This is a genomic window from Rhodococcus sp. 4CII (genome assembly GCF_014256275.1).
Taxonomy (GTDB): domain Bacteria; phylum Actinomycetota; class Actinomycetes; order Mycobacteriales; family Mycobacteriaceae; genus Rhodococcus_F; species Rhodococcus_F wratislaviensis_A.
The window spans coordinates 107,134-129,157 of record NZ_JACCFE010000004.1 but is presented as its reverse complement, the minus strand read 5'-3'; the positions used below and the strand labels follow the sequence as shown (position 1 = coordinate 129,157).

The 22,024-nt window shown below is 67.2% G+C and carries 20 protein-coding genes and 2 pseudogenes; 15 read left to right on the top strand and 7 right to left on the bottom strand.

The window, feature by feature from the left end; all coding sequences use genetic code 11:
• Positions 1–9: 9 nt before the first annotated feature.
• The 4 genes from H0B43_RS38820 to H0B43_RS38805 all read left to right on the top strand — a co-directional run bounded on the left by H0B43_RS38820 (position 10) and on the right by H0B43_RS38805 (position 4,815).
• Complete coding sequence (locus tag H0B43_RS38820) at positions 10–1,077, top strand: BtrH N-terminal domain-containing protein (RefSeq protein ID WP_005560920.1); 1,068 nt, start codon at positions 10–12, stop codon at positions 1,075–1,077.
• An 83-nt stretch (positions 1,078–1,160) separates the two neighbouring features.
• Positions 1,161–2,792 carry a long-chain fatty acid--CoA ligase gene (locus H0B43_RS38815; protein WP_005560921.1) on the top strand — a complete coding sequence of 544 codons (1,632 nt, stop codon included), beginning with the start codon at positions 1,161–1,163 and terminating at the stop codon, positions 2,790–2,792.
• A gap of 281 nt (positions 2,793–3,073) precedes the next feature.
• On the top strand, positions 3,074–3,604 hold the full coding sequence (locus H0B43_RS38810) for a PaaI family thioesterase (RefSeq protein ID WP_005560922.1): 531 nt from the start codon (positions 3,074–3,076) through the stop codon (positions 3,602–3,604).
• Positions 3,601–4,815, top strand: a complete 1,215-nt coding sequence (locus H0B43_RS38805) for a cytochrome P450 (RefSeq protein WP_005560923.1) — start codon at positions 3,601–3,603, stop codon at positions 4,813–4,815. Before H0B43_RS38810 ends, H0B43_RS38805 begins: the two co-directional genes overlap by 4 nt.
• 256 nt (positions 4,816–5,071) lie before the next feature.
• Here the strand turns inward: H0B43_RS38805 and H0B43_RS38800 are convergent.
• Positions 5,072–5,359: pseudogene (locus H0B43_RS38800) on the bottom strand (MFS transporter); the annotation flags it as partial.
• A 129-nt stretch (positions 5,360–5,488) separates the two neighbouring features.
• Here H0B43_RS38800 and H0B43_RS38795 point away from each other — a divergent pair.
• Both H0B43_RS38795 and H0B43_RS41075 read left to right on the top strand, forming a co-directional pair.
• On the top strand, positions 5,489–6,178 hold the full coding sequence (locus H0B43_RS38795) for a TetR/AcrR family transcriptional regulator (RefSeq protein ID WP_005570696.1): 690 nt from the start codon (positions 5,489–5,491) through the stop codon (positions 6,176–6,178).
• Positions 6,179–6,203: 25 nt separating this feature from the next.
• Positions 6,204–6,514 (top strand): annotated as a pseudogene (locus tag H0B43_RS41075) (phosphoadenosine phosphosulfate reductase family protein); the annotation flags it as partial.
• Positions 6,515–6,975: 461 nt separating this feature from the next.
• Here the strand turns inward: H0B43_RS41075 and H0B43_RS38790 are convergent.
• Complete coding sequence (locus tag H0B43_RS38790) at positions 6,976–7,170, bottom strand: hypothetical protein (RefSeq protein ID WP_005573335.1); 195 nt, start codon at positions 7,168–7,170, stop codon at positions 6,976–6,978.
• A 163-nt stretch (positions 7,171–7,333) separates the two neighbouring features.
• Here H0B43_RS38790 and H0B43_RS38785 point away from each other — a divergent pair, with 163 nt between their 5' ends.
• The 5 genes from H0B43_RS38785 (at position 7,334) to H0B43_RS38765 (ending at position 11,168) form a co-directional block, all read left to right on the top strand.
• On the top strand, positions 7,334–7,687 hold the full coding sequence (locus H0B43_RS38785) for a hypothetical protein (protein WP_005573336.1): 354 nt from the start codon (positions 7,334–7,336) through the stop codon (positions 7,685–7,687).
• A 976-nt stretch (positions 7,688–8,663) separates the two neighbouring features.
• Positions 8,664–9,242, top strand: coding sequence for a TetR/AcrR family transcriptional regulator (locus H0B43_RS38780; RefSeq protein ID WP_185723574.1), 579 nt, complete (start codon positions 8,664–8,666; stop codon positions 9,240–9,242).
• 5 nt (positions 9,243–9,247) lie between these two features.
• Positions 9,248–9,979, top strand: coding sequence for an ABC transporter ATP-binding protein (locus H0B43_RS38775; RefSeq protein ID WP_312033599.1), 732 nt, complete (start codon positions 9,248–9,250; stop codon positions 9,977–9,979).
• Positions 9,976–10,758 carry an ABC transporter permease gene (locus tag H0B43_RS38770; RefSeq protein WP_185723573.1) on the top strand — a complete coding sequence of 261 codons (783 nt, stop codon included), beginning with the start codon at positions 9,976–9,978 and terminating at the stop codon, positions 10,756–10,758. Before H0B43_RS38775 ends, H0B43_RS38770 begins: the two co-directional genes overlap by 4 nt.
• Before the next feature lie 26 nt (positions 10,759–10,784).
• Complete coding sequence (locus H0B43_RS38765; protein WP_005572287.1) at positions 10,785–11,168, top strand: hypothetical protein; 384 nt, start codon at positions 10,785–10,787, stop codon at positions 11,166–11,168.
• Between the two features lie 368 nt (positions 11,169–11,536).
• On the opposite strand, the gene H0B43_RS38760 is transcribed toward H0B43_RS38765, so the two are convergent.
• From H0B43_RS38760 to H0B43_RS38750, 3 genes are all read right to left on the bottom strand, one after another.
• Complete coding sequence (locus tag H0B43_RS38760) at positions 11,537–12,604, bottom strand: TrkA family potassium uptake protein (protein ID WP_005572286.1); 1,068 nt, start codon at positions 12,602–12,604, stop codon at positions 11,537–11,539.
• Between the two features lie 322 nt (positions 12,605–12,926).
• Entirely contained in the window at positions 12,927–13,592 is a 666-nt protein-coding gene (locus H0B43_RS38755) for a TrkA family potassium uptake protein (RefSeq protein ID WP_043793088.1), read from the bottom strand.
• Positions 13,585–14,907 (bottom strand): TrkH family potassium uptake protein, encoded by a 1,323-nt coding sequence (locus H0B43_RS38750; protein WP_397517421.1) that lies wholly within the window; start codon positions 14,905–14,907, stop codon positions 13,585–13,587. The genes H0B43_RS38755 and H0B43_RS38750 overlap by 8 nt, the downstream gene beginning before the upstream one ends.
• A 262-nt stretch (positions 14,908–15,169) precedes the next feature.
• On the opposite strand from H0B43_RS38750, the gene H0B43_RS38745 reads away from it, so the two are divergent.
• The 3 genes from H0B43_RS38745 to H0B43_RS38735 are packed head-to-tail and all read left to right on the top strand — an operon-like array spanning position 15,170 to position 18,429.
• Positions 15,170–15,883: a TetR/AcrR family transcriptional regulator gene (locus H0B43_RS38745; RefSeq protein ID WP_185723571.1), complete on the top strand. Its 714-nt coding sequence runs from the start codon at positions 15,170–15,172 to the stop codon at positions 15,881–15,883.
• Positions 15,884–15,916: 33 nt separating this feature from the next.
• Positions 15,917–16,831, top strand: a complete 915-nt coding sequence (locus H0B43_RS38740; protein ID WP_005564999.1) for an ABC transporter ATP-binding protein — start codon at positions 15,917–15,919, stop codon at positions 16,829–16,831.
• Complete coding sequence (locus tag H0B43_RS38735; RefSeq protein WP_185950116.1) at positions 16,828–18,429, top strand: ABC transporter permease; 1,602 nt, start codon at positions 16,828–16,830, stop codon at positions 18,427–18,429. The genes H0B43_RS38740 and H0B43_RS38735 overlap by 4 nt, the downstream gene beginning before the upstream one ends.
• A gap of 7 nt (positions 18,430–18,436) precedes the next feature.
• Here the strand turns inward: H0B43_RS38735 and H0B43_RS38730 are convergent, their stop codons facing one another.
• Together H0B43_RS38730 and H0B43_RS38725 are read right to left on the bottom strand one after the other, a co-directional pair.
• A complete protein-coding gene (locus tag H0B43_RS38730; RefSeq protein ID WP_312034199.1) occupies positions 18,437–19,324 on the bottom strand; it encodes an alpha/beta hydrolase in 888 nt (295 codons plus the stop codon).
• Between the two features lie 49 nt (positions 19,325–19,373).
• A complete protein-coding gene (locus tag H0B43_RS38725; protein WP_185730782.1) occupies positions 19,374–21,374 on the bottom strand; it encodes an APC family permease in 2,001 nt (666 codons plus the stop codon).
• Positions 21,375–21,512: 138 nt separating this feature from the next.
• Here H0B43_RS38725 and H0B43_RS38720 point away from each other — a divergent pair, with 138 nt between their 5' ends.
• A complete protein-coding gene (locus tag H0B43_RS38720) occupies positions 21,513–21,878 on the top strand; it encodes a winged helix-turn-helix transcriptional regulator (protein ID WP_005566731.1) in 366 nt (121 codons plus the stop codon).
• The last annotated feature ends 146 nt before the right edge of the window (positions 21,879–22,024 follow it).

Sequence of the window (22,024 nt, the reverse complement as noted above, 5' to 3'; positions counted from 1 at the left end):
GGAAGCAACATGCCCCGCAGGACCCTGATCAAGGACTACCCCCATCAGATGGGGGGGCACTGTGGTTCTGGCGCAATGCGGGATCTTCTGCACTGGCAGGGTCTGGGGTGGGACGGACCGCCCGATGAAGGTCTGGTGTTCGCGCTCGGCGGCGCGCTGGGGCTAGCGTACCTCCCATCGAGCGACCTCGTTCCACCGCTGTACCTGGTAGGACGAGGCGCCGACTTCGAAATCGATCTACCCCGCCGGCTCGGCGGACAGGTCCACGTTCTCACCACCGACGATCCCCGCGAGGGCTGGTCGTGGGTTCTCGACGAGATCGACGCAGGCAGACCCAGCCTGGTGTGGGGCGACATCGCCGAGCTGCCGTACCTGCGGGTCCAGTTACAGATGAGTCGCCACGACATCGTGGTGATCGGCTACGACGAGGCCAAGGGGATTGCCTTTGTCGTAGACAATGACCGCGCCGAGGTGCAGGAAGTCCCGCTCGATGCCCTGGCTCGGGCGCGGTCTTCGACGTCCTTCCCACAACCGACGCGCCACTGCACGTACCGCATCACCTGGCCGGGCGCGCTGCCGGACGTGGCAGGAGTGGCGGCAGAGGCATTTCGCCAGTCCGCGGCCAGCATGCGCCGCCCGTCGCAGCCGGGGATCGTCGATCTCACGACAGCGACGGCCGGGGCCGAGGGCTTAGCTGCGGTCGCGCAGCTGGCGGCCGACGTTCGGACCTGGGCCGACCTTCCGGTAGGCGACCTCGAGATCCTCCTGTTCAGCCTGAGCGCTTTCATCGAGAAGGCAGGCACCGGCGGCGGGCTGTTCCGCCGGTTGCTCGCCGATGGCTGCGCGGATGTCGCACGTCTGACCGGTGACCTCGCCACCGCAGACCTCGCTGTCGCCGCCAGCCGTTGTGCGCAGGCATGGACCGAGACTGCACGTGCCGGGATCCAGCGCGACGTAGATGTGCGAGCTCGCGTGGCCGGGGTGGCCATGGCGGCTAGCCGGCTGCCAGAACTCGAGTTGGACCTGGTCGAGTCCCTGGAGTTCGCTTCAAGCTCGCTGACGGCTGCAGATCGGTGACAGCCCACTAGTCCCCGGGACGCTCGGCGAATCGATCTCCGGATCGCTGTTCGTTCGAAGGCACTCTTGAATGAAGGAATGTTATGCAGAGCACGATGATGAACGTCCCGTTGACAACTGCGGCGATTCTGCGCCACGGCTCGAGTGTGCATGGCTCGGCGACCGTGCGGACCTTGCAGCCCGACGGGAGCGTGAAGGTCGGCACGTTCGCTGAAGTCGGACGGAGGGCCGCCCAGTTGGCCAACGCGTTGCGCGGATGCGGGATCACAGGCGATGAGCGTGTTGCGACCTTTATGTGGAACAACCAGGAGCATGTGGAGGCCTACTGTGCGGTGCCCTCGATGGGCGCGGTGCTGCACACCCTCAACCTACGTCTCACCTCAGACCAACTTGTCTACATCGGCAACCACGCCGAGGACCGGGTCGTCATTCTCGATGGAAGCCTGGTCCCCCTGCTGACCCCCGTGCTGCTGCAGCTCACCAGCGTGCACACCGTCGTCGTGACCGGCGAGGTGGACCTCGCCCCGCTGCACCGTGACGGGCTCATGGTCGTGGGTTACGAGGAGTTCATCTCCGCTCAGCCCGAGACGTTCGACTGGCCCGACCTCGATGAGCAGTCAGCAGCCGCCATGTGTTACACCTCCGGCACCACCGGCAACCCCAAAGGTGTCGCTTATAGCCACCGGTCGACCTACCTGCACTCGATGGCGGCCTGCGCCGCCGACGGACTGCGAGTCAGCTGCGATGACCGGATCCTCGCCATCGTGCCGATGTTCCATGCCAACGCCTGGGGACTGGTCTATGCCGCCCTCATGGCAGGCACCGACCTGCTGATGCCTGACAGGTTTCTACAGGCCGAGCCGCTGGTGCGGCTCATCGACGCCCAGAAGCCAACCGTCGCAGGCGCGGTCCCGACGATCTGGAACGACGTCTTGAACTTCTTGGAGGCTAACCCCAGCTACGACGTCTCCTCTCTCAGCCTGGTCGCCTGCGGTGGCTCCGCAGTGCCCGTTCACCTGATGAAGGCCTTCGAGGAAAAGTACGGCGTGCAGGTCGTCCAGGCGTGGGGAATGACCGAAACCTCGCCGCTGGCCGCCATCGCTCGTCCGCCGGCATCGCTCGACGTGCAGGAGCGGTGGCGCCTGCGCGCCACCCAGGGCCGTCCGGTTGCAGGAGTGGAGCTGAGGATCGTCGACGACGCGGGCAATGAGCTCCCGCACGACGGCGAAGCGGTCGGTGAGCTGCAGGCGCGGGGACCCTGGATCACCGGCTCGTACGTCGGCGAGGAGCATCACGGTGAGAAGTTTCAGGAAGGTTGGTTGCGCACCGGCGACGTCGGGCGGATCGACGAACGCAGTTTCGTCACGCTGACCGACCGCACCAAGGACGTGATCAAGTCCGGCGGGGAGTGGATCTCCTCGGTCGAGCTCGAGCTGCTGCTTGCCGGTCACCCCGACGTGCTCGAGGCATCTGTGATCGGGGTGCCGGACGAGAAGTGGCAAGAACGTCCCCTCGCGGTGATCGTCGTACGTGACGGTCGCGAGCCCACACCTGCTCATCTGCGCGACTTCCTCGACGGCAAGGTCGCCAAGTGGTGGCTGCCTGAGCGATGGTGCTTCATCTCCGAGGTACCCAAGACCTCGGTCGGCAAGTTCGACAAGAAGCGCCTGCGCTCCCTGCACGCCGAAGGAGAGCTGGCCGTCATCGAAATCTAGGAATCCTCTCCAGCCGCAGATCTGGGTAGGACGGAGCAGAGAAATTGATACGCGGGGCGGGAAGTTCTCACGACCATCGCGCGCACTACGGCACCGGTGAAGGAGACGCCCAGGAGAGATGGGGCAGTGATCTCCCGGTGGACGGCACACCTCGCCCTGGCCAAGGTGGAGTTGGGCCACAGGCTGCCACCGCGCTCCCCGGAGTGCGCCAGGGGTATTTGCATAACGGTCACACTCGAGACCGGTGTTGGGCGCGGTTTCATCGACAGGAAGGTCTGACCATGGGCAAGGCTTCGGATGCGGTCGGCGGGTCGTCCGACCCCGACATGGAGGACTGGGTGCGCTCGTTCCGGCTCCTGGAATCTGGCTCGCCTGAGTTGCCGCCCCACCATCCCAACTGTCTTGGTTGCGGGCCGGCGAACCCGCACGGGCATGCCCTGTCGGTACGGCGTTGCGGAGACGGCGTCGTTGCTCACCACCTTTTCGACCAGCGTCACGTAGGAGCGCCCGGGATAGCACACGGCGGCGCGGTGGCGACCGTAATCGACGACCTGTTCGGCTTCCTGCTCTACACGGTCGGCGAACTCGCCGTGACGCGCCGGCTCGACCTCGACTATCTCGCGCCGGTTCTGCTCGCCACTCCCTACACCCTGCACGCCGATATACGGTCTCGCGATGGCCGGAAATTGAATCTCGCGGCCAGGATCGAGGATATAGAGGGTCGCTCGGTCGCCACGGCGACCGCCCTGTTCATCGTGGTCGAGGTCGAACATTTCCTGCAGTCGCAGGCGAATGCTAGGAGGCAGGCATGACCGTACCGACCGAGAGGGAACTGCTCCTGGACGCCTTGCTCACCGATCACGGCGCAGCCGGACCTTACGAGGCGTTCCGACGACTGCGGGAGACGCGACCCGTCTTGGTTACACGATCGGGGGTGCTGGTGTTGAGTCGCTACGACGACTGCGCGGCGGCGCTCCGCGACCGCAGCCTCGGCAAGGCCGACGAGTCGCTGGGCTTCGGCTTGTCCGAGATCCCCGAAGAGTTGCAACGTCGGGCCATGCATCGATTCCGGCGCACCATGCTGTTCCGCAACCCCCCTGACCACCACCGGCTGCGTCGGCTGGTCGCCGACGTGTTCACCCCTCGGCACATTGACGAGTTGCGCAGCCGCGTCATCACACAGATCCATCACCTGCTCAACGTCATGGAGGAACAGGTCTTCGTCGACATCATCACCGATCTGGCGCTCCCGCTGCCTGTGAATGTGATAGGCGAACTTCTGGGGGTTCCCATGGCCGATCGGGCAGTAGCCGCGCCCCTGGTGCGTGCCCTGCTCGCCTCGCTGGAACCCGGAGCCAATGTTGAGGCTCTGACCGCCGCCTGTGAAGCCGAAGACCAACTTGCCACGTATTTCGCTGACCTGTTGGCGGTCAAACGCGCCCGCCCCGCCGATGACCTACTCAGCCGACTCGCCGTCGCGCACGGCGACGACGTCTTGGATGACAACGAATGCGTCGGCACCGCGATTCTGTTGTTCGCCGCAGGGTTCGAAACCACCACAAACCTCATCGGCAACGGCGTCGCCGCGCTGCTCGCTCACCCCGACCAAATGCGCCAACTGCGTGCCAGGCCCGACTTGGCGAGCAATGCCGTCGAAGAATTGTTGCGTTACGACTCCCCCGTCCAGACCAACGGGCGCACGGTGCTCGAGCCGACACGGCTGGCAGGAGTCGATCTACATCCCGGTCAGGTCGTATTGACCCTGCTCGGGGCGGCCAACAGAGACCCGGACCGATTCTGTGACCCGGATAGGCTCGACATCACCCGAACCGGGGTCCCGCCGTTGTCGTTCGGCGCCGGCATCCACTTCTGTCTCGGCGCGCCGCTGGCCCGGCTCGAAGGATCCATACTGTTCCCGCTCCTGGTGGCCCGTTTTCCCGGTCTCGGGCTCGTCGAGCAGCCTCGCTGGCGTACCGGGCTGTCCTTCCGCGGGCTGTCGAGTTTAAAGGTGGCCACCGGATGAGTCGGGTAGTCCTGCACTACCCCACCAGAAGGGCTCGAAGGTCCCGGGAGTGAGTGGGAGTTGAACCCGCGACCGAACCACCGCGAACGATCGGGATCACAGCGTCAGCGCGCGGCCTCTCCTTAGGCCTTGCAGGTCGGGCGCCGACTCGCCCGCACGGCGTGACCGGAACCGGAGTTTGCCAGATGCACTCTCAGGGGGACGGGGTGAAGGCCTGCGGACGTGGTGCGCGCGAGCGGCGGGTGGTGGGGCCGGGAGCGAGGACCGCCAGCTCCGCCACCAGCACACCGCGGCGCCCGTAACGGTCACCGATGGCTCCGGCGGGCAGCACCAGACACGCCAGCACCAGCGTGTAGCCGTCGACGATCCAGGTCAGCTGGGCTTGCGTCGCCCCGGTCGCGACCGCGATCTGCGGCAACGCCGAATACAACGCCGCCATGGCCGCGACCACCAGCGCCACCGCCAGGCACGACACCGTCAGCATCCACCACTGGGCCCTGGTCCACCGGGCGATCTCGACAGTGTCCGTTCCGGGTGTGTTCACCGGACACCTCCCGACTTAAAGACCAATGATCTCGGTACGAGACCATTCGTATCATAGTGGTCGGGGCGTGGGATAGAGTCCACACATACACCCAGGGCTGAACGACACGAATCGGAGGAGCGCGCGTCCATGACCGCCCCGGACCCCGCCGCGACCGACCCACTCACCGCGGCCGACGAGCAGGCCGATCCGCGGCTGGCACGCTCACGCAACCGGTTGCTCGACGCGGCCACCCATCTGCTGTCCACCGGCGGTGTCGAGGCGGTCACCGTCGAGGCGGTCACCCGCGTGTCGAAGGTCGCGCGCGCCACCCTCTACCGGCACTTCGGCAGCACCACCCACCTGCTCGCGGCGACCTTCGAACGGCTACTCCCCCGCGTCGACACCCCCACCGGCACCGGACCCGTGCGCGAGCGGCTCATCGCGCTGCTCACCACCCAGGCCGACCTCATCGAGCAGGCCCCGGTACAGATGACCACCCTGGCCTGGCTGGCCATGGGATCCCTCGGCGACGACCACACCGACCCCGACCGCCGCCACCCCGATCCGGCCGCGGTCACCTCACTACGCGCCCGCGTCATCGAGCAATACCGCCAACCCTTCGACCACATCCTCACCAGCCCCGACGCCCGCGCCGTGCTCGGCGAGCTCGACACCACCTTCGCCCTCATCCAACTCCTCGGCCCGATCGTCTTCGCCCGCCTCACCGGGCTGCGCACCATCGACCACGACGACTGCGCCCGACTCGTCGACAACTTCCTCACCACCCACCGAACAGGCACGGCAGCAACCACCCCGAGCGAGCACGGAACGCCGTAACCGCAGACCCGGGACACGCGGTCGGAACAATCAAGACGTCCGACAAGGTCACCTTGCTCTAAGCAGTCATGCGACCGCCACACCCTGCGAGATTGACGGAACACATGTCTTCGGGCCCATATGGGACTGGAGCGTCGACGAGATCTGGGCCTACATCGCCCACCACCAGCTACCGGTGAACCCCGTCTACGACAAACTCCGCCAACTCGGCACACCGAACAACACCTACGGGTCTCCCACATGATCGACGGCGCCTTCCTCGAATACGGTCGCATCACCCGCCTACGACGCGGATGGCCGAACCTCTTCGAGGAACTCGCCCAACCGCGAATTCGTCTGACACCTCCGCTCTCTGCGGTGAGACTTCGATCGCTGCAGCGGCGACCGGGATGGGAAGCGTCGAGACAAGATCCGACAGAGAAGATGGCCAGGACATGTCGCTGTGGGAATGTCGAGAACCCGCGCGCGGCTTCGTCCCCCCGAGTGAAACGGCCAGAATGGGCCGTACCGCACCAGAGGAGAACATGATGGCCAAGTACCTGCTGCTCAAGCACCCGCTACGGAGTGCAGTTTTCACCACGGGTGATGACATCGGATCGCAGTGCCGGGGGCCGGCCGAGGGGCGGTAGAGAGCCTCTGTCTGCCGCGGAATCGAGGACAGAGCGGGCGCCCGGGATAGTGATCCCGGGCGCGCCCTGGTTGCCGACCTGGCCGGCCCCCGAAATCCGCAGCGCTGCCCCAACCCCACCGTGCAGATCCGCCGCCGAGCCGTCCAGGACCGTGAGCAGAGAACGCGGCTACGACTCAGCGGGCACGAGCCGCGACAGTTTGCAGTGGAACGGGAAGCGGCCCGGCGCCGTCTCGTCGACGGACTCGATCAGCGCGTCCTCACCCTCGACGCTCACGATGACGAACACCGATGTGCCTTCGGCGTGCACCTTGACACGGTCACCCACCTGCAAACCCGCGCGGGTTCCCGGATTCTCGGTCATAAGACATGACTAACCCGTCCGGTTTCGGTGTACAAGCCGCCGATATTTGCCGGGTTCGATTCGATCTTGCTCCGACTGCCGCATCGGGCGCGCCAAGCGCTTGCCGATCGGCTACATGCAGGGTCGCTATCACCTGTCCTGTTGGATCGCTACTGTGCCAGGTGTGAGGGAACCGGTGCTGGATCGGCACGTCGACGTTGCACAGCTGTGGCAACTGGCCAGTGAGGCGGCCCGGAAGGGCGAGAAGTGGGGGCAGCGCAAGAAGTCGGTGAGCGACGCCATGGTGACCTACTACGCCCAGCTGCGACGTGACCGACGCGGCGCGAAACGGTGGGTCGCCGAGGTCGTTGATCTCCTGGGATATTTCGATCTGTCAGCGGACTGGCGCGCAGTCGAGAAAGGCCTGCAAATACTCGACCAAGCTGACGGTGACGTCACCGGTGCGGGTGCTGAGCTACAGCGGCTCGAGGTCGTGCCGGCTTCCTCGATGAAGAACTCTCTCTTCAAGAGATCCTAGTAGGGCGCAGTCAGGCGAACCGCTCGCGTTCGCGACCCCCGTCGAGGACGTCACGCATTATTGGAAGACCGACCAGATCGCCGCGACGGCGAGCGTAACGATGAGGGAGCCGGGGCTATAGCCGCGTTCGGCCTGGCCCAATGGGGCTAACGGTGCACCGGTCTATCTGCCCTGGATAGATGTGCGCGACTTCGGGTTGTAATTGCGGCGGCTGCGCTCATGAACCCTTCAGGAACCTCAAATAGAACGCCGCGAACACCAGGACGATGCCGACATTCACCAGCAGCCGCTCCCAGAAGTGGTGCCTGAAGAACAGGACGTCCACGCCCGGCTACCAGCGCGAGCACGTAGAGCACGACGGCTGCCTGCCTTCCCATCTTCCCGTTCTACTCCGCGCGGTCGCAGCGAGAAAGGAGAGCCGGTGCTCGGAGAAGAGGTGCCCCAGAAATGGTCGTTAGTGGGAGCTGGCCTCATGAGACACCGCAAGGGGATCCGCTTTCGCACAAGCCGCCGCGTGTGAACCGCCCCATGATCGGATACGTCGCCGGCGGCTTACCCAAAGGCCGGAAATCTTTCCTCAGGTATCAGGCAGCTCGGAAGTCGCTATGCGGAGGGGGCGGCCGTGCCCTCGCTCTCACCGCGGCCCCTGGCCCCTGGCCCGTGGCAGGATCCTGCCAACGGCGAGACCATCGAATCCGAAGATTCCGACAAGATGACGACGATCCTGTGCTGGCATGAGCACAGGAAATCGCAGAGCCAGACATTGCACGGCCCAGCCCGCGATCGAGGTCGTCTCTCGCTTCGCCCACTCCACTACCGAGCTCTCGACTCGAAGCCCAAGCTCCTAATCCGCCGCTTGAGCGTGCTCGACGCTCACCAGATTCGATAGCCGCACATTTCGATTGTCGTCGATGGCACGCCACCGCACCCATCGCGGAGGCTTGAACCCCATAATGTTAGTGACTAACATTATGGGGTGTCCAAGTCCGAACGTACCCGGGCCCGAATCCAATCGGCCGCCGTGCAGCTGTTCGTCGAACATGGCTATGACGCCACCACCGTCGACCAGATTTCCGCGGCCGCCGGTATCTCCCATATGACGTTCTTCCGCCATTTTCCCTCGAAGGATGCAGTGCTCCTTGAGGATCCGTATGACCCGGTCATCGGCGCGGCCGTCGCCCGCCAACCCTGCGACCGCAGTCCGCTCGGGCGGGCGTGTAGTGGGCTCGCCGAGGCGTGGTCCACGGTTCCCGAGGCCGGCCTGGGGGACCTTCGCACGCGACTGCAGATCGTGACGTCCCATCCGCGGCTGCGGGCCCGGATGTGGGAAAACACTCTCGCCACCCAGGAGGCGATCGCCGAGGGGTTACGGGCGTCCGGGGCGCAGCCGCTCGAGGCTGAGGTCGCCGCCGGCGCCTGCATGGGTGCGCTGATGGCGGCGCTGACGGATTGGGCGGCCAATGGCCGGGGAACGCTCGGCGACCGGATCGCCGTCGCCCTGAATCAGTTGGTGCCCGGCGCCGGGATGGCCGGCGGGCCGAGCGCGGCGAGGTGATGGCTGTGGCCGACGACGACATCTTGCTCCGCTGTGCTCACGCCGGTAAACGCTATGGGACCCGCCGCGTGCTGCAGGACATCACCCTCGAGGTCCGCGAGGGTGAGGTCCACGCTCTCGTCGGTTTGAACGGCGCCGGCAAGACCACGTTGATGCGCCTGCTGCTGGGTATGGTGCGGGCCGACACGGGCGCGGTCCGGGTCGCGGGTTGCGACCCGTCCGTGATGGAGGCGCGGCACTGGGCGGGGGTGGGTCATCTCGTGGAGGTTCCGCTGGCGTACCCCGAATTGACTGTGACGCAGAACCTTTCGATTGCGGGTCGGCTGGCGGGATTGTCCCGGCCGGCGGCGGCGAGGGCGGCGACCCGGTGGGCCGAGGAGTTCGCCCTGACAGGGTGGGCGCGGTCCAGAGCCCGCACGCTCTCCCTCGGCAACCGCCAGCGGGTGGGGCTCGCCGCCGCCTGGATCGCCGATCCCCGCATTCTGATCTTGGACGAGCCCACGAACGCCTTGGACCCGGCCGGGATCATGATCGTGCGCACACTGCTGAAGCGCAGCCGCGAGACGGGCGCCGCCGCCCTCGTCTCGAGCCACCATCTCGACGAAGTGGCGCGGGTCGCGGACCGGATCACCGTCATGAACGGCGGCCGGCTGATCGGCATGCTCGACCCGACCGGCATCGACCTGGAACGGCAGTTCTTCGACCTGATCTACGCGGACAGTCAGGCCAGACCATGACTCGATCGGCCCAATTGGGGGCGGCCCTGTCGGTGGAGTGGGTGAAGTTTCGGCGGGCCCGCCCCGTCTGGGTCACCACCGTCTTCCTCGTGGTCGGTGTCGCGGCCATGGGCCTGTTGACGCTGCTCTCGCGCGAGGGCAGTAACCCGGTGATGGTGGCCAAGGCGCAGTCGATCGTCGGTGCCGGCGGCTGGGAGGGCTTGTTCGCTGCCGCCGACACCATTGTCTCGGTCGGTGGCCTGCTGGGATTCGGTGTGGTGATCGGCTGGGTCTTCGGCCGCGAATTCTCCGACGGCACGATCGTGGGGCTCTGTGCCTCACCCGTCTCACGCATCGCCATCGCCGCGGCGAAGCTGTCGATCCTGCTCGGCTGGGCGGTGGCCACCACACTCGCCCTGGCCGCGTCCCTGCTCACAGTGGGAACACTGTTCGATGTCGGCGCGCTCGATGTCGGCGTGCTTCGTCTGGTCGGCAAGTTCCTGGGCATCGCCGTGCTGACCGCCCTGCTCGCCGTCCCCTGCGCCTGGGCTGCGACCCTCGGCCGGGGATATCTGCCGGCGATCGGCACCATCATCGGCCTCGTCGTGCTCGCGCAGATGGCGGTCATGTCCGGCGCCGGGGGGTGGTTCCCGTTCTCCGCACCCGGCCTGTGGGCGATCAGCGGCGGCTCCGGCGCCGGCCTGGTCACCGGAATGCAGCTGCTCCTGGTCCTGCCCGTCCCGGTCGTCTTCATCGCCCTCACCCTGATCGCCTGGCAGCGACTGACTCTGACCCCGTAGCCGAAACAGCCGGGAAACAACCCCCGGTGACCACGGCGCTCGGATGCACTGCCATTGCGACCTCACGGACGCCTCGCCCCGAAGCACCGTCCGGACCTGTCGTCCTGCACGCGCAGGCTGGTGGGTCGGCGGCAGCCACAGCGTCCATCCTCAAGACGGATGGCAGCGGGCGGGCGTACGGGTACGCAGGTGACGGCAACACCCGGACGGCGGTTCCCGCCTACCTGCGGTCGGTCTTCGAATCGACGCAGCGAGCTATTCGCGGCGTCGCCGGAGGCACGCAGATGCCCGGTCCCGGCGTCGTTCACTTCGGCGGCATCGTCCTACCGCGGCGCGGGGTGGTTGTTGAGGTAGCGGAGCACCAGGGCTGCCCCGACGAAGACGCCGAGGAGCAGGACCGTGACGAGTAGATCACCGTCCATGACGAGACTTCCCTTCCCATACCGGCGGCACCCGCGTCGACACCTGTCAGTTCCTCGAGATGCCCCCGCACGTCTAGGGTTCCCCGATCATGCTCGCCGGTAACAGGCCGCATCTGCCCGGGCGGGCCTGCGTTGGCCGTACCCGGGGCTGCGCAGCCGCGACCACGGGCATCACCGCAACCGGGTTGGTAGGGGCACTTCGGTCGGCCCGCACTCCGCGCCGAAGAGCAGCGCGGCGCGGCGACTTCGGTGGGGATCGCCTGCAGAATGCGGTCGACGCCGACCTCGAATCCGGCGGCTGGGGCGACCCGACCGAGCCTGCCACCACATGTTGCGCATCGGTGTGTTGTACCCCGTCAGTCCGTCGCCCGCCGGATGTAGAGCAGCTTGTCGCCGGCCTCGATGACGTCGACCTCGGTGGTGCCGGCGCGCAGTAGCCTGTCGTCGCGCACCACCGCGAGCACGAGGTCGGACAGGTGCCGCGGCGAACCACCGATCTCTTCCCGTTCGACCGTGCGTTCGGCGATCGCCAGTCCTGATTCCGGGGTGAGGAGGTCCTCGATCATCTCCACCACTGTGGGGGTGGAGATTGCGATACCGAGTAACCGGCCCGCGGTTTCCGAGGAAATGACCACGGAGTCGGCGCCGGACTGCCGCATCAGGTGGGTGTTCTCCGATTCCCGGATCGCGGCGACGATCTTCGCCTTCGGTGCCAGCTCACGGGCGGTGAGTGTCACCAGTACCGCGGTATCGTCCCGGTTGGTTGCGACGATGATCGACGAGGCGTGCTGCGCACCCGCGAGGCGCAGCACATCGGATTTCGTCGCCGAACCCTGCACCGTGACCAGTCCCTGTCGGACGGCGGTCTCGAGTACCACGGGATCGGTGTCGACTACCACGATGTCGGTCGGGGCGACACCGTCTCCGAGCATTGCGTCGACCGCGGTGCGTCCCTTGGTGCCGTAACCGGCGACCACGGTGTGATTGCGTGCGCGGCGCCGCCAGCGTTGGATCTTGAACGACTGCCGGGAGGTCTCGGTCAGCGCGGACAGGGTGGTACCGACCAGGACGATGAGGAAGAAGATCCGCAGCGGTGTGATGACCAGGATGTTGACCAGCCGCGCCTGCGCGGTGATGGGGGTGATGTCGCCGTACCCGGTCGTCGACAGCGACACCGTCGCGTAATAGATGCAATCGAGCAGCGACAGCCCGTCTTCCTGGGTATCGGAGTATCCGTCGCGATCGAGGTACACCACGAGTACCACCAAAGCCAGCGCCGTCAGTGCGTACCCGATCCGCCGGGTGATGGCCCGCCCGGGGCTGTCCTGCATCTGCGGCACCCGCACGATTCCGACCAGTGCGAAGTCGGGGCGTTCGGTGAGCACATCCGATCGCTGGAATCGTGCCCGCAGCGCACCGCGCATCGTCTCGATCACCTCGTTCTCGTTGCCGATCTCGGGCCGCAGCCTACGCGTCGACGGCGCAGCCGGGGTGGGATCATCCTCCGGAATCGGCGGAACGCATCCAGCCCTATCAGGTCAGCACACCGGACGTAGGCAATCGGCTGCGGGTTCCCTACCCACCTACCTTCCCTACCCACTACCGTCCCGATCCGTCCCTCTGCCGGCGGCCAAGCCTGCTCGTACCGATGTCAGGCGAGATTCTGTATCTTCGCGCCGAGGACAATTGCGGGCGACGTGACGCCCGGTGTACCTGACCTGGGTCGATGCCCGCGTACCTGGTCGGTCAGGTCAGTTCGCTGAATCGTTCGGTGTCACGGACCTGGCCGGAGACGATGATCGTGTCACCCGGGGCGATGACGGTGTCGGCGGTGGCGTAGGTGAAACCCTCGCCGGGTCGTTTGATCGCGACGACGGTGACCCCGTACGTGGAGCGGACGGTGGTCTCGCCCAGCCGTTTCCCTACCACGGTGGCGGGTGGGGTGGTCTTGACCATGGCGAAGCCGTCGTCGAATTCGATGTAGTCCATCATCCGGCCGCGCACCAGGTGCGCCACCCGCTTGCCCATGTCGTGCTCGGGCCGCACGACGTGCGTGACACCGATCTGGCGGAGAATTCTCGCGTGCGCGTTGCTGATGGCCTTGGCCCACACATTCGGTACCGACATGTTGATCAACGCCGACGCGGTGAGCAGGCTGGCCTCGAGGTCGGAGCCGATCCCGACGACGGCCCGGTCGTAGTCGTGCACCGACAGCTGGCGCAGCGATTCCTCGTCGGTGGTGTCGGCGACGGCGGCGTGGGTGAGGCGGTGCGAGACCTTCTGGACCACAGCCTCGTTCGAGTCGATGCCGAGCACTTCGGTGCCCTGCTCCATCAGTTCGAGGGCGAGGGACTTGCCGAATCGGCCCAGCCCCAGCACGACGACGACATCGGAGGATGGTTTCCTAGCCAATGAAGGGCCTTTCTTCGGGGAGTTCGTAGCGGCGGTCACGGTTCCGGGCGGCGAGGGCGCTGACCAGGGTGATGGACCCGATGCGGCCCAAGTACATCAGCGCGACCAGGATCAGCTGGCCCCAGGCGGGTACTTGCGCGGTGATGCCGGTGGACAGTCCGACGGTTGCGAACGCGGAGGTGACCTCGAACAGCAGCACGTTCAGGTCGAAGTCGGTGCCCGCGAGCAGGACGATCGTGGGGACCATCACCAGGGCGACGCCGATGAGCGCGACCGACAGGGCTTGGCGCTGCACCCGCGGGGCGATCCGGCGGTCGAAGATGACCACCGCGCGGTCACCGCGCACCTCGGCGACGATCGCGAACAGCAGTAGCGCGAAGGTGGTGACCTTGATGCCGCCGGCGGTGCCGCCGCTGCCGCCGCCGATGAACATCAGCACGTCCGTCACCAGCAGGGTCGCCGGATCCATCTGGGCGTAGTCGACGCTGTTGAAGCCGGCGGTGCGGGGCATGATGCCCTGGAACGCGGCCACCAGGAGCTTCGATCCGAGATCGTGGTCGCGCAGGGTGGAGCCCCACTCGAGTGCCAGCACCAGCACCGGACCGGCCACCAGCAGCACCGCGGTGACCGCCACGGTGAGCCGGGTGTGCAGGCTCCACCGGCCGGAGGTGGTGCCGCGGACCCGCCGCCCCACCTCGAAGAGCACCGGGAACCCGATGCCGCCGAGGATCACCGCGGCCAGCAACGGAAGGCAGATCCACGGGTCGTCGGCGAATCCGACGATGTTGTCGCTGTAGAGCGCGAAGCCGGCGTTGTTGAACGCCGAGATCGCATGGAACACCCCCAGCCACAGGGCCCGGCCGGGCGGCTCGTCGTAACCGAACGCGAACCTTACCGTCAGGCAGAGCGCGGTGACGACCTCGATGAGGATGCTGACCCGGACCACACCGACGACGACGCTGCGCACGTCCCCGAGCCCGGACGCCCGCACCTCGGCGGCGGCGTTGAGCCGGGCCCGCAGCCCGATCCGGTTCGCGAGCATCAACCCGACCAGCGAGGCCATCGTCATGATCCCAAACCCGCCGACCTGGATCAGACCCAGGATGACACCCTGACCGAACCCCGACCAGTGGGCGGGGGTGTCGACCACGATCAGCCCGGTCAGGCACATCGCCGACGTCGCCGTGAACAGCGCGTCGATGACACCGGTGTCCGTGCCCGGCTGGGTCGCCGCCGGCAGGAGCAGTAGCCCGGTGCCGACGACGATCGCCGTCGCGAAACCCAGGGCCACCACCCGCACCGGGGTCAGCGCCACCCGTCCCGCGGCACGCCGCAGCGCGGAAGCCGGCGACGCACCGGTGCGTGAAGTCACGAACAGGAGGGTAGACCCGGACGTCGCCGACGCCGTGCGCGGCTGCACGGTACGTCTCGCGGGTGCGACTCCTCCGGAGCGGCACGGGTCACCATTTCATCGACGGCCGACTCTCACGATCGACCGACGTTCGAACCACGAGTCCTGACCGGAGGGCCGGTCCGGCCCTTGTGCCCGTACTGATCGCGTGTTTAGGATACTGAGTATGCGTTCAAACGAGCGTTCTCGGGGGCCGCGTGCCGCGGCCCGTGACGGTGATCTGACGGCGGCGGCGCGGATCCGCGACGCGGCCATACTCCGGTTCAGCCGCGACGGGTTCGGGGTCAGCCTCCGCACGGTGGCCGAGGATGCCCAGATCAGCGGCGGGTTGATCCTGTATCACTTCGGGACCAAGGCGGGGCTGCGCCGCGCGTGCGACGAGTGGGTGCTCGCGGAGATCCGGGAGTCCAAGCGCGCGGTGCTGGGCACCGGTGAGACCGGGCCGTGGCTGGCGCAGCTCGGGCAGACCGACCACTTCGCGCCGCTGGCGATGTATGTGGCCCGCACCTTGCAGGCCGGCGGGGAGGCCGCCGCGGCGTTTTTCGATCACCTGGTCGACGACGCGGCCGGCTACCTCGAAGAGGGCGTACGCAGCGGTGTGATCACCCCGTCCCGGGACCCGTACGCGCGGGCGAGGTTTCTCACCGGTATGAGCGTGGGAACGGTGCTGCTGGAGATGTCGCTGCGCCCGCAGATGCTGCGCGACGGCGACTTCACCGGCTTCTTCCAGGCCATCGCGGACGCCACCACCGGGCCCGGCCTCGAGCTCTACACCCAAGGATTGCTCACCGATCGGCAGATGCTCGACGACTACCTGATGTATGTGACGGATCCGCCTGCCAGGACAGACGACGGCGATAGCGCCGCCGCCCAACCCTGACAACAGCAGATCCTCCCCACATCAGGAACCTCCATGAACACTGTCATCGAGGTCGAGAACCTCACGAAAACCTTCGGAACCGTCACCGCCCTCGACGAACTCGACCTGACCGTCGGCCGCGGAGAGGTCGCCGGCTTCCTCGGACCCAACGGCGCCGGCAAGACCACCACCATCCGAGTGCTGCTCGGGCTGCTGCGCGCCGACGCCGGAAGAGCGAGCGTCCTCGGACTGGACCCGTGGCGCGACACGGTCGAGCTCCATCAGCGGCTGGCCTACGTGCCCGGGGACGTCAGCCTGTGGCCGACCCTGACCGGCGGCGAGGTCATCGACCTGCTGTGCCGGCTGCGCGGCAACGTCGACCCCGCCCGGCGCACCGAACTCATCGACCGCTTCGAACTCGACCCCCGCAAGAAATGCCGCACCTACTCCAAGGGCAACCGGCAGAAGGTCGCCCTGATCGCCGGGTTGGCCACCGATGTGGAACTGCTCATCCTCGACGAGCCGACGTCGGGGCTGGACCCGCTGATGGAGCAGGTGTTCCAGCGGTGCATCGACGAGGTGAAACAGCAAGGCCGATCCGTCCTGCTGTCCAGTCACATCCTCGCCGAGGTCGAAAAGCTCTGCGACACCGTCACCATCATCCGGGACGGCCGAGCCGTGGAAACCGGAACCCTCGAGCAGCTGCGGCACCTGACCCGCTCGACGATCACCGCCGCCACCGACCGGGACGCCGCCCCGCTCGCCCAGCTGCCCGGCGTACACGAGCTGCGGATCGAACGGGGCCGCACCGTCTTCGAGGTGGACAACGCCCACCTCGACGAGGTGATCCGGGCTCTCGCCGAGTACGGGGTCCGCAGCCTCGAGAGCGCACCGCCCTCACTCGAGGAACTGTTCCTGCGCCACTACGGTGATTCCCGCGAGAGCGATCCGGTGGGGGGTGCGCGATGAGGGCACAGCGCGCCACCCCGGCCCTGCTGCGGCTGAACCTGCGGCGGGACCGGATCAAGCTGCCCGCCTGGGTGCTCGGCATCGCGGTGATGACGATGTACTTCGGCAACGCGCTGAAGCTGGCGTACCCCACCGAGCAGGACATCGCCAACGTCGCGTCCTTCGCCAACAGTCCCGCCGCGATCATGATGTCCGGCCCCGGCTACGGCATGGACAACCCCACCCTGGAGGCGTTCCTCGCCAATCAGTACGCCCTGTACCTGATGGTCGCCGCGGCATTGATGAACATCCTGCTGACCGTGCGCCACACCCGCCTCGAGGAGGAGGGCGGGCGCACCGAACTGATCCTCGCCGGGGTGGTCGGCCGAAACGCGCCGCTGACCGCGGCGATGCTCACCGCACTCGTCGCGAACACCGCCCTGGTCGTGGCCGGAACCCTGGCCCTGGCCGGCACCGGGTTCGACACCGCCGGCTCCCTGCTGCTCCTGACCGGGTTTGCCGCCCTCGGCCTGGTGTTCGCCGCGATCACGGCCCTGATGTGTCAGGTGACCGAACACGCGCGGGCCGCCACCGGGCTGGCCGCCGCGGTCCTCGGGGCCGCCTTCCTGATCCGCGGGATCGGGGACCTGACGGCCGAGCACGGCAGTGCCCTGTCCTGGCTGTCCCCGATCGCGTGGTCGCAGCAAACCCGGGTCTTCGTCGACCCCCGCTGGTGGCCACTGACCCTGTCGATCGGGTTCGCCGGTGCCGCGTTGGTCGGCGCCTACGTGCTCGTCGGCCGCCGGGACGTCGGCGCCGGCCTGGTGGCGCCGCGGCTCGGGGCTGCGGAAGCGTCTGCGGCACTGTCGCATCCGTTCACCATGGCGTTGCGGCTGCAGCGCGGCGCCATCATCGGCTGGGCGGTGGGACTGAGTGTGGCCGGGCTGTTCTACGGTGCGTTCACCGAATCGATCGCCGACGCGTTCGGGGACCTGCCCGACGACATTCTGGTGATCATGGGCGGCGCCACCGGCAACCTCGTCGACGGCTACCTCGGTCTGATGGGCTTCACGATGGCCTTCCTCGTCTCCTGCTTCGCGATCGTGTCCGTCCGCCGCCTGCACAGCGAGGAACAGGCCGGGCGCGCCGACCCGGTGTTGGCCACGAAAACCAGCCGGGCAGGGTGGATGGGATCGGGTGTGGCCGCCGCCGCGGCCAGCTCGATCGTGCTGCTCGGCCTCTCCGGCGCCGCCACCGGTCTCGGCGCGGCGTTGGTGACCGGGGACCCCGGGTACGTCGTGACACTCAAGCTCGCCTACCTCGCGCACACCCCGGCGGTTCTGGTCGTGGCCGCGGTCGCCGCGCTGCTGTTCGGTCTGGCGCCGAGGGCGTTCGGTGCGGTGTGGATTCTGCCGGTGTTCGGGTACCTGATCGGCACCTTCGGCCCCATCCTGCAACTACCGGACTGGCTCGGCGATCTCTCACCGCTGGGCCACATTCCGCAGATGCCGTTGGAATCTTTCACCGCCACGCCGGTGATTGCTCTTCTGCTGGTCGCCGCGACAGCGGTCGCCGGGGGGCTCGCGGCCTTCCGCCGCCGTGACATCACCGCCACCTGAGTGGGCGTCACCCGACATCCGACTCGACCAACCGCGTCAGTGCCCCGGGAAATTCGCGCAGGGTCAGGTGGCCGCAGCGCGGCAGTACCTGCACATCCGCCGCGAGCAGCGCACGGACCGGGCCGCGTAGACGGCCCGGCGGAAAGAGCGTGTCCTGCTCGCCGGTGGCGACGATGATTGGGACACCCCGCGCCCACCGGCGGAGGTCTCGGGCGGGCAGGGGCCGCGGCAGGGTGCCGAGAAACCGGTACTGCGTTGCCATGCTGAACCAGTCGATCACATTGTCATCGGGCATGAACCGGGGTGCACTCAGATATGTCAGGATGCGGTCGCTGTTGGTCCGCGGGGTATGCATATGCAGCAGGGATGCGGCACGAAGTTTCGTCAGCTCGAACGACCGCTTCACCGGGACGATGCCGGCGGGGTTGAGCAGGACGAGGCCGGTGATCCGCTCGCTCGGAGTGCAGGCGAGCGCGATCCCGGCACCCAGCGAATGCCCGGCGAGGATCACCGGTTCGTCGGTGAGTTGCGGGAGCATTTCGTCGAGCCATCGCCCGTAGGCGTGAAGCCGGCGCCGGCGCGGCCGCCTGGCGGTGCTCAGGCCGGGTTCACCGGGTAGGTCCGGCACGAACACTCGGTGCGTTCTCGCCACTGCGCCGACGGCGGCGAGGACGGTCGCGGCGCTGAGCCCGGCCCCGGCCAGTACCACCACCGGAGGCCGTCCCGTGGCCTTGCCGGTGGAGACGACCATGGTCGACCCGAGGGTCGTCTCGAAGTGGTCGAGACTGTGCGGAACATCCCACGCCTGCAGGAGGGTTCGGCACCGGCGTCGCGCCGCAATCCTGACGCCAGGACCGCGGGAGCGGGCCGGGATGAGGTGCGCGGAATCCTTCACCGGCGCGCCCACCGCGACGACGAACGAAACGGCCGGGATGGGGCCGCCATCAGCTGGTGTCCGCGCCGGTAATGCCCCGACGGATCTCTCCCGGGCTGTGCTCGGGACGGGTGAGGTCACGGTGCCCGGTCGAGTGCAGTTGCCAGGGCACACTGGTCACCATCACCCCCGGCTCGAACAGCAGCCGACCCTTCAGACGCAGCGAACTCTGGTTGTGCAGCAGGTTTTCCCACCACCGCCCGACGACGTACTCGGGAATGTAGACACTGACCACGTCCCGGGGGCTGGTGCGGCGGATGCGTTTGACGTAGTCGACGACGGGCCGGGTGATTTCGCGGTAGGGGGACTCGATCACGGTGAGCGGGATGCTCGCGTTGTGGTCGTCCCACTCCTTGTGCAGCAGACGGGTATCGGAGTCGTCCACGTTCACGGTCAGGGCGACGATCGTGTCCGGCCGGGTCGCGCGGGCGAACATGATCGCCCGATTGGTGGCCTTGTGCCAACCGGAGACCAGCACGATGGCGTGGACCCGGCTCGGCAGGGTGTCCTCGTCCTCGTCGGCCTCGAGTTCGGCCCGCACGGCCGCGTAGTGGCGATGGATTCCGTGCATGAGCAGGCACAGGACGGGGATGGCGATGACGACCAGGTAGGCGCCGTGGGTGAACTTGGTGACCATGACGACCACGAGGACGATGCCGGTGAACGAGGCACCGAACGCGTTGATCCCGCGCGCGCGGTGGATCCGGCGACGATCCGCGGGTGCCACTGAGTCGGTGAGCACGCGGTTCCAGTGCCGCACCATCCCGGCCTGACACAACGTGAACGAGGTGAACACCCCCACGATGTAGAGCTGAATCAGGCGGGTCGCCGATCCGTCGAACGCGTAGATCAGGGTGCCGGCGACCACCGCCAGCAAGATGATGCCGTTCGAGTACGCCAGCCGGTCGCCGCGAGTGTGCAGCTGGCGGGGCAGGTACCGGTGTTGCGCGAGGATCGAACTCAACAGCGGGAACCCGTTGTAGGCGGTGTTCGCGGCCAGGATCAGGATCAGCGCGGTGGTCGCCTGCATGTAGAAGAACATGATGCTGTCGTTACCGAACACCGCGGCGGCGATCTGGGCGATCACGGTGCGCTGCGGATCCGTCGTACAGTCGCCGGCGAAGCCGATCAGATCGCAGGTGTTCTCGGTCACCCGGGTGTGCGCGATCAGGGCCAGCGCGGTCACCCCGGTGAACATGGTGATCGAGATGGCCCCCATCGCCGCCATCGTCCGGGCGGCGTTGAGGGCCTTGGGCTTACGAAACGCGGGCACACCATTGGAAATGGCTTCGACACCGGTCAGCGCGGTACACCCGGAGGAGAACGCGCGAAGCACCAGAAACGCCACCGCCAGAGTGTTGAGGCCGACCTGTTCGGCGTGGATCTGGTAGTTCGCGCTTTCCGCCTGCGGCGGATCACCGAGCAGCGCGCGCACGAGCCCGATCGCGATCATCACCATCACCCCGGCGACGAACGCGTAGGTCGGGGCGGCGAACGCGCGGCCCGATTCGCGGATGCCGCGCAGATTCATCGCCGTGAGCAGCACGATGAACCCGATACAGAGGGCAACCCGGTGCGCATTGAGATCGGGGATCGCGGAGATGATGTTGTCCACCCCTGCCGCGACGGACACCGCGACGGTCATGACGTAGTCGACCAGCAACGCGGCCGCGACGACCAGCCCGGCCAGGGCGCCCAGGTTCTCGGAGACCACTTCGTAGGATCCGCCGCCGCTGGGATAGGCGCGCACCACCTGCCGGTAGGACAGCACGACCACGGCGAGCAGTACCACGACCGCGCCGGCGATCCACGGCGCCATGTACAGGTAGGTCAGCCCGCCGAGGGTCAGGATCAACAGGATTTCCTGCGTCGCATACGCCACCGAGGACAGCGGATCGCTGGCGAAGACGGGCAGCGCAATCCGTTTCGGGAGCAGGGTGTGCCCGAGCCGGTCACTGCGCTGCGGGCGCCCCAGAACGACCCGCTTGAGCAACGATGTTGTTGATGCCACAACGATTCAGCCTAGATTCGTGCAGGCACCGGTGGCGGTGTCACCGCGTAGGGATCGCGTAAAGAATCCGCCCCGTAGCGTACGGAAGCCGTCAACGCCGCTCCCCGATCCCGTCGGCGCGGTCGTATCGTCCGCGGTATGCGTGATCCGGACGTCTACGCAGGTTCCGCCGAATGCAGAGGTCGGTACTCCCGATCAGATCTGCGCGCGATAGTTGACCACCAGTTCACGGTGGAGGTGCTCGATGCCCTCTCACAGGGATCACAGACGGTTGCCTCCCTCGGCGCGAACCTCGAGTTGAGGCGACGCACCCTCATGGCGCCCCTGCGGATCCTGGCCGCACACGGGCTGGTGGCCAGCGATCACACCGGCAGCTGGGATACCGCCGTAAGGCACGCCACCACGTATCGTCTGACCGACCGCGGCCGGCGAACGGCGGACCTGCTGTCCTCGTTCTGGGTGTGGGCATCGTTGTACGAGCCCGATGATTCCGACGGGAACTGACTTCGATGCCAACAGCATCACCGACTAGCGAGAACCTCGAGATCGGTGGACGACTGCACCTCGGTGGTTCGGCCCGCCCCGATGAGAGCATCGCCTCCCACACGAGCATGCCCAACGCGGCGTGGGTGAAGACGTCACCCACTGGT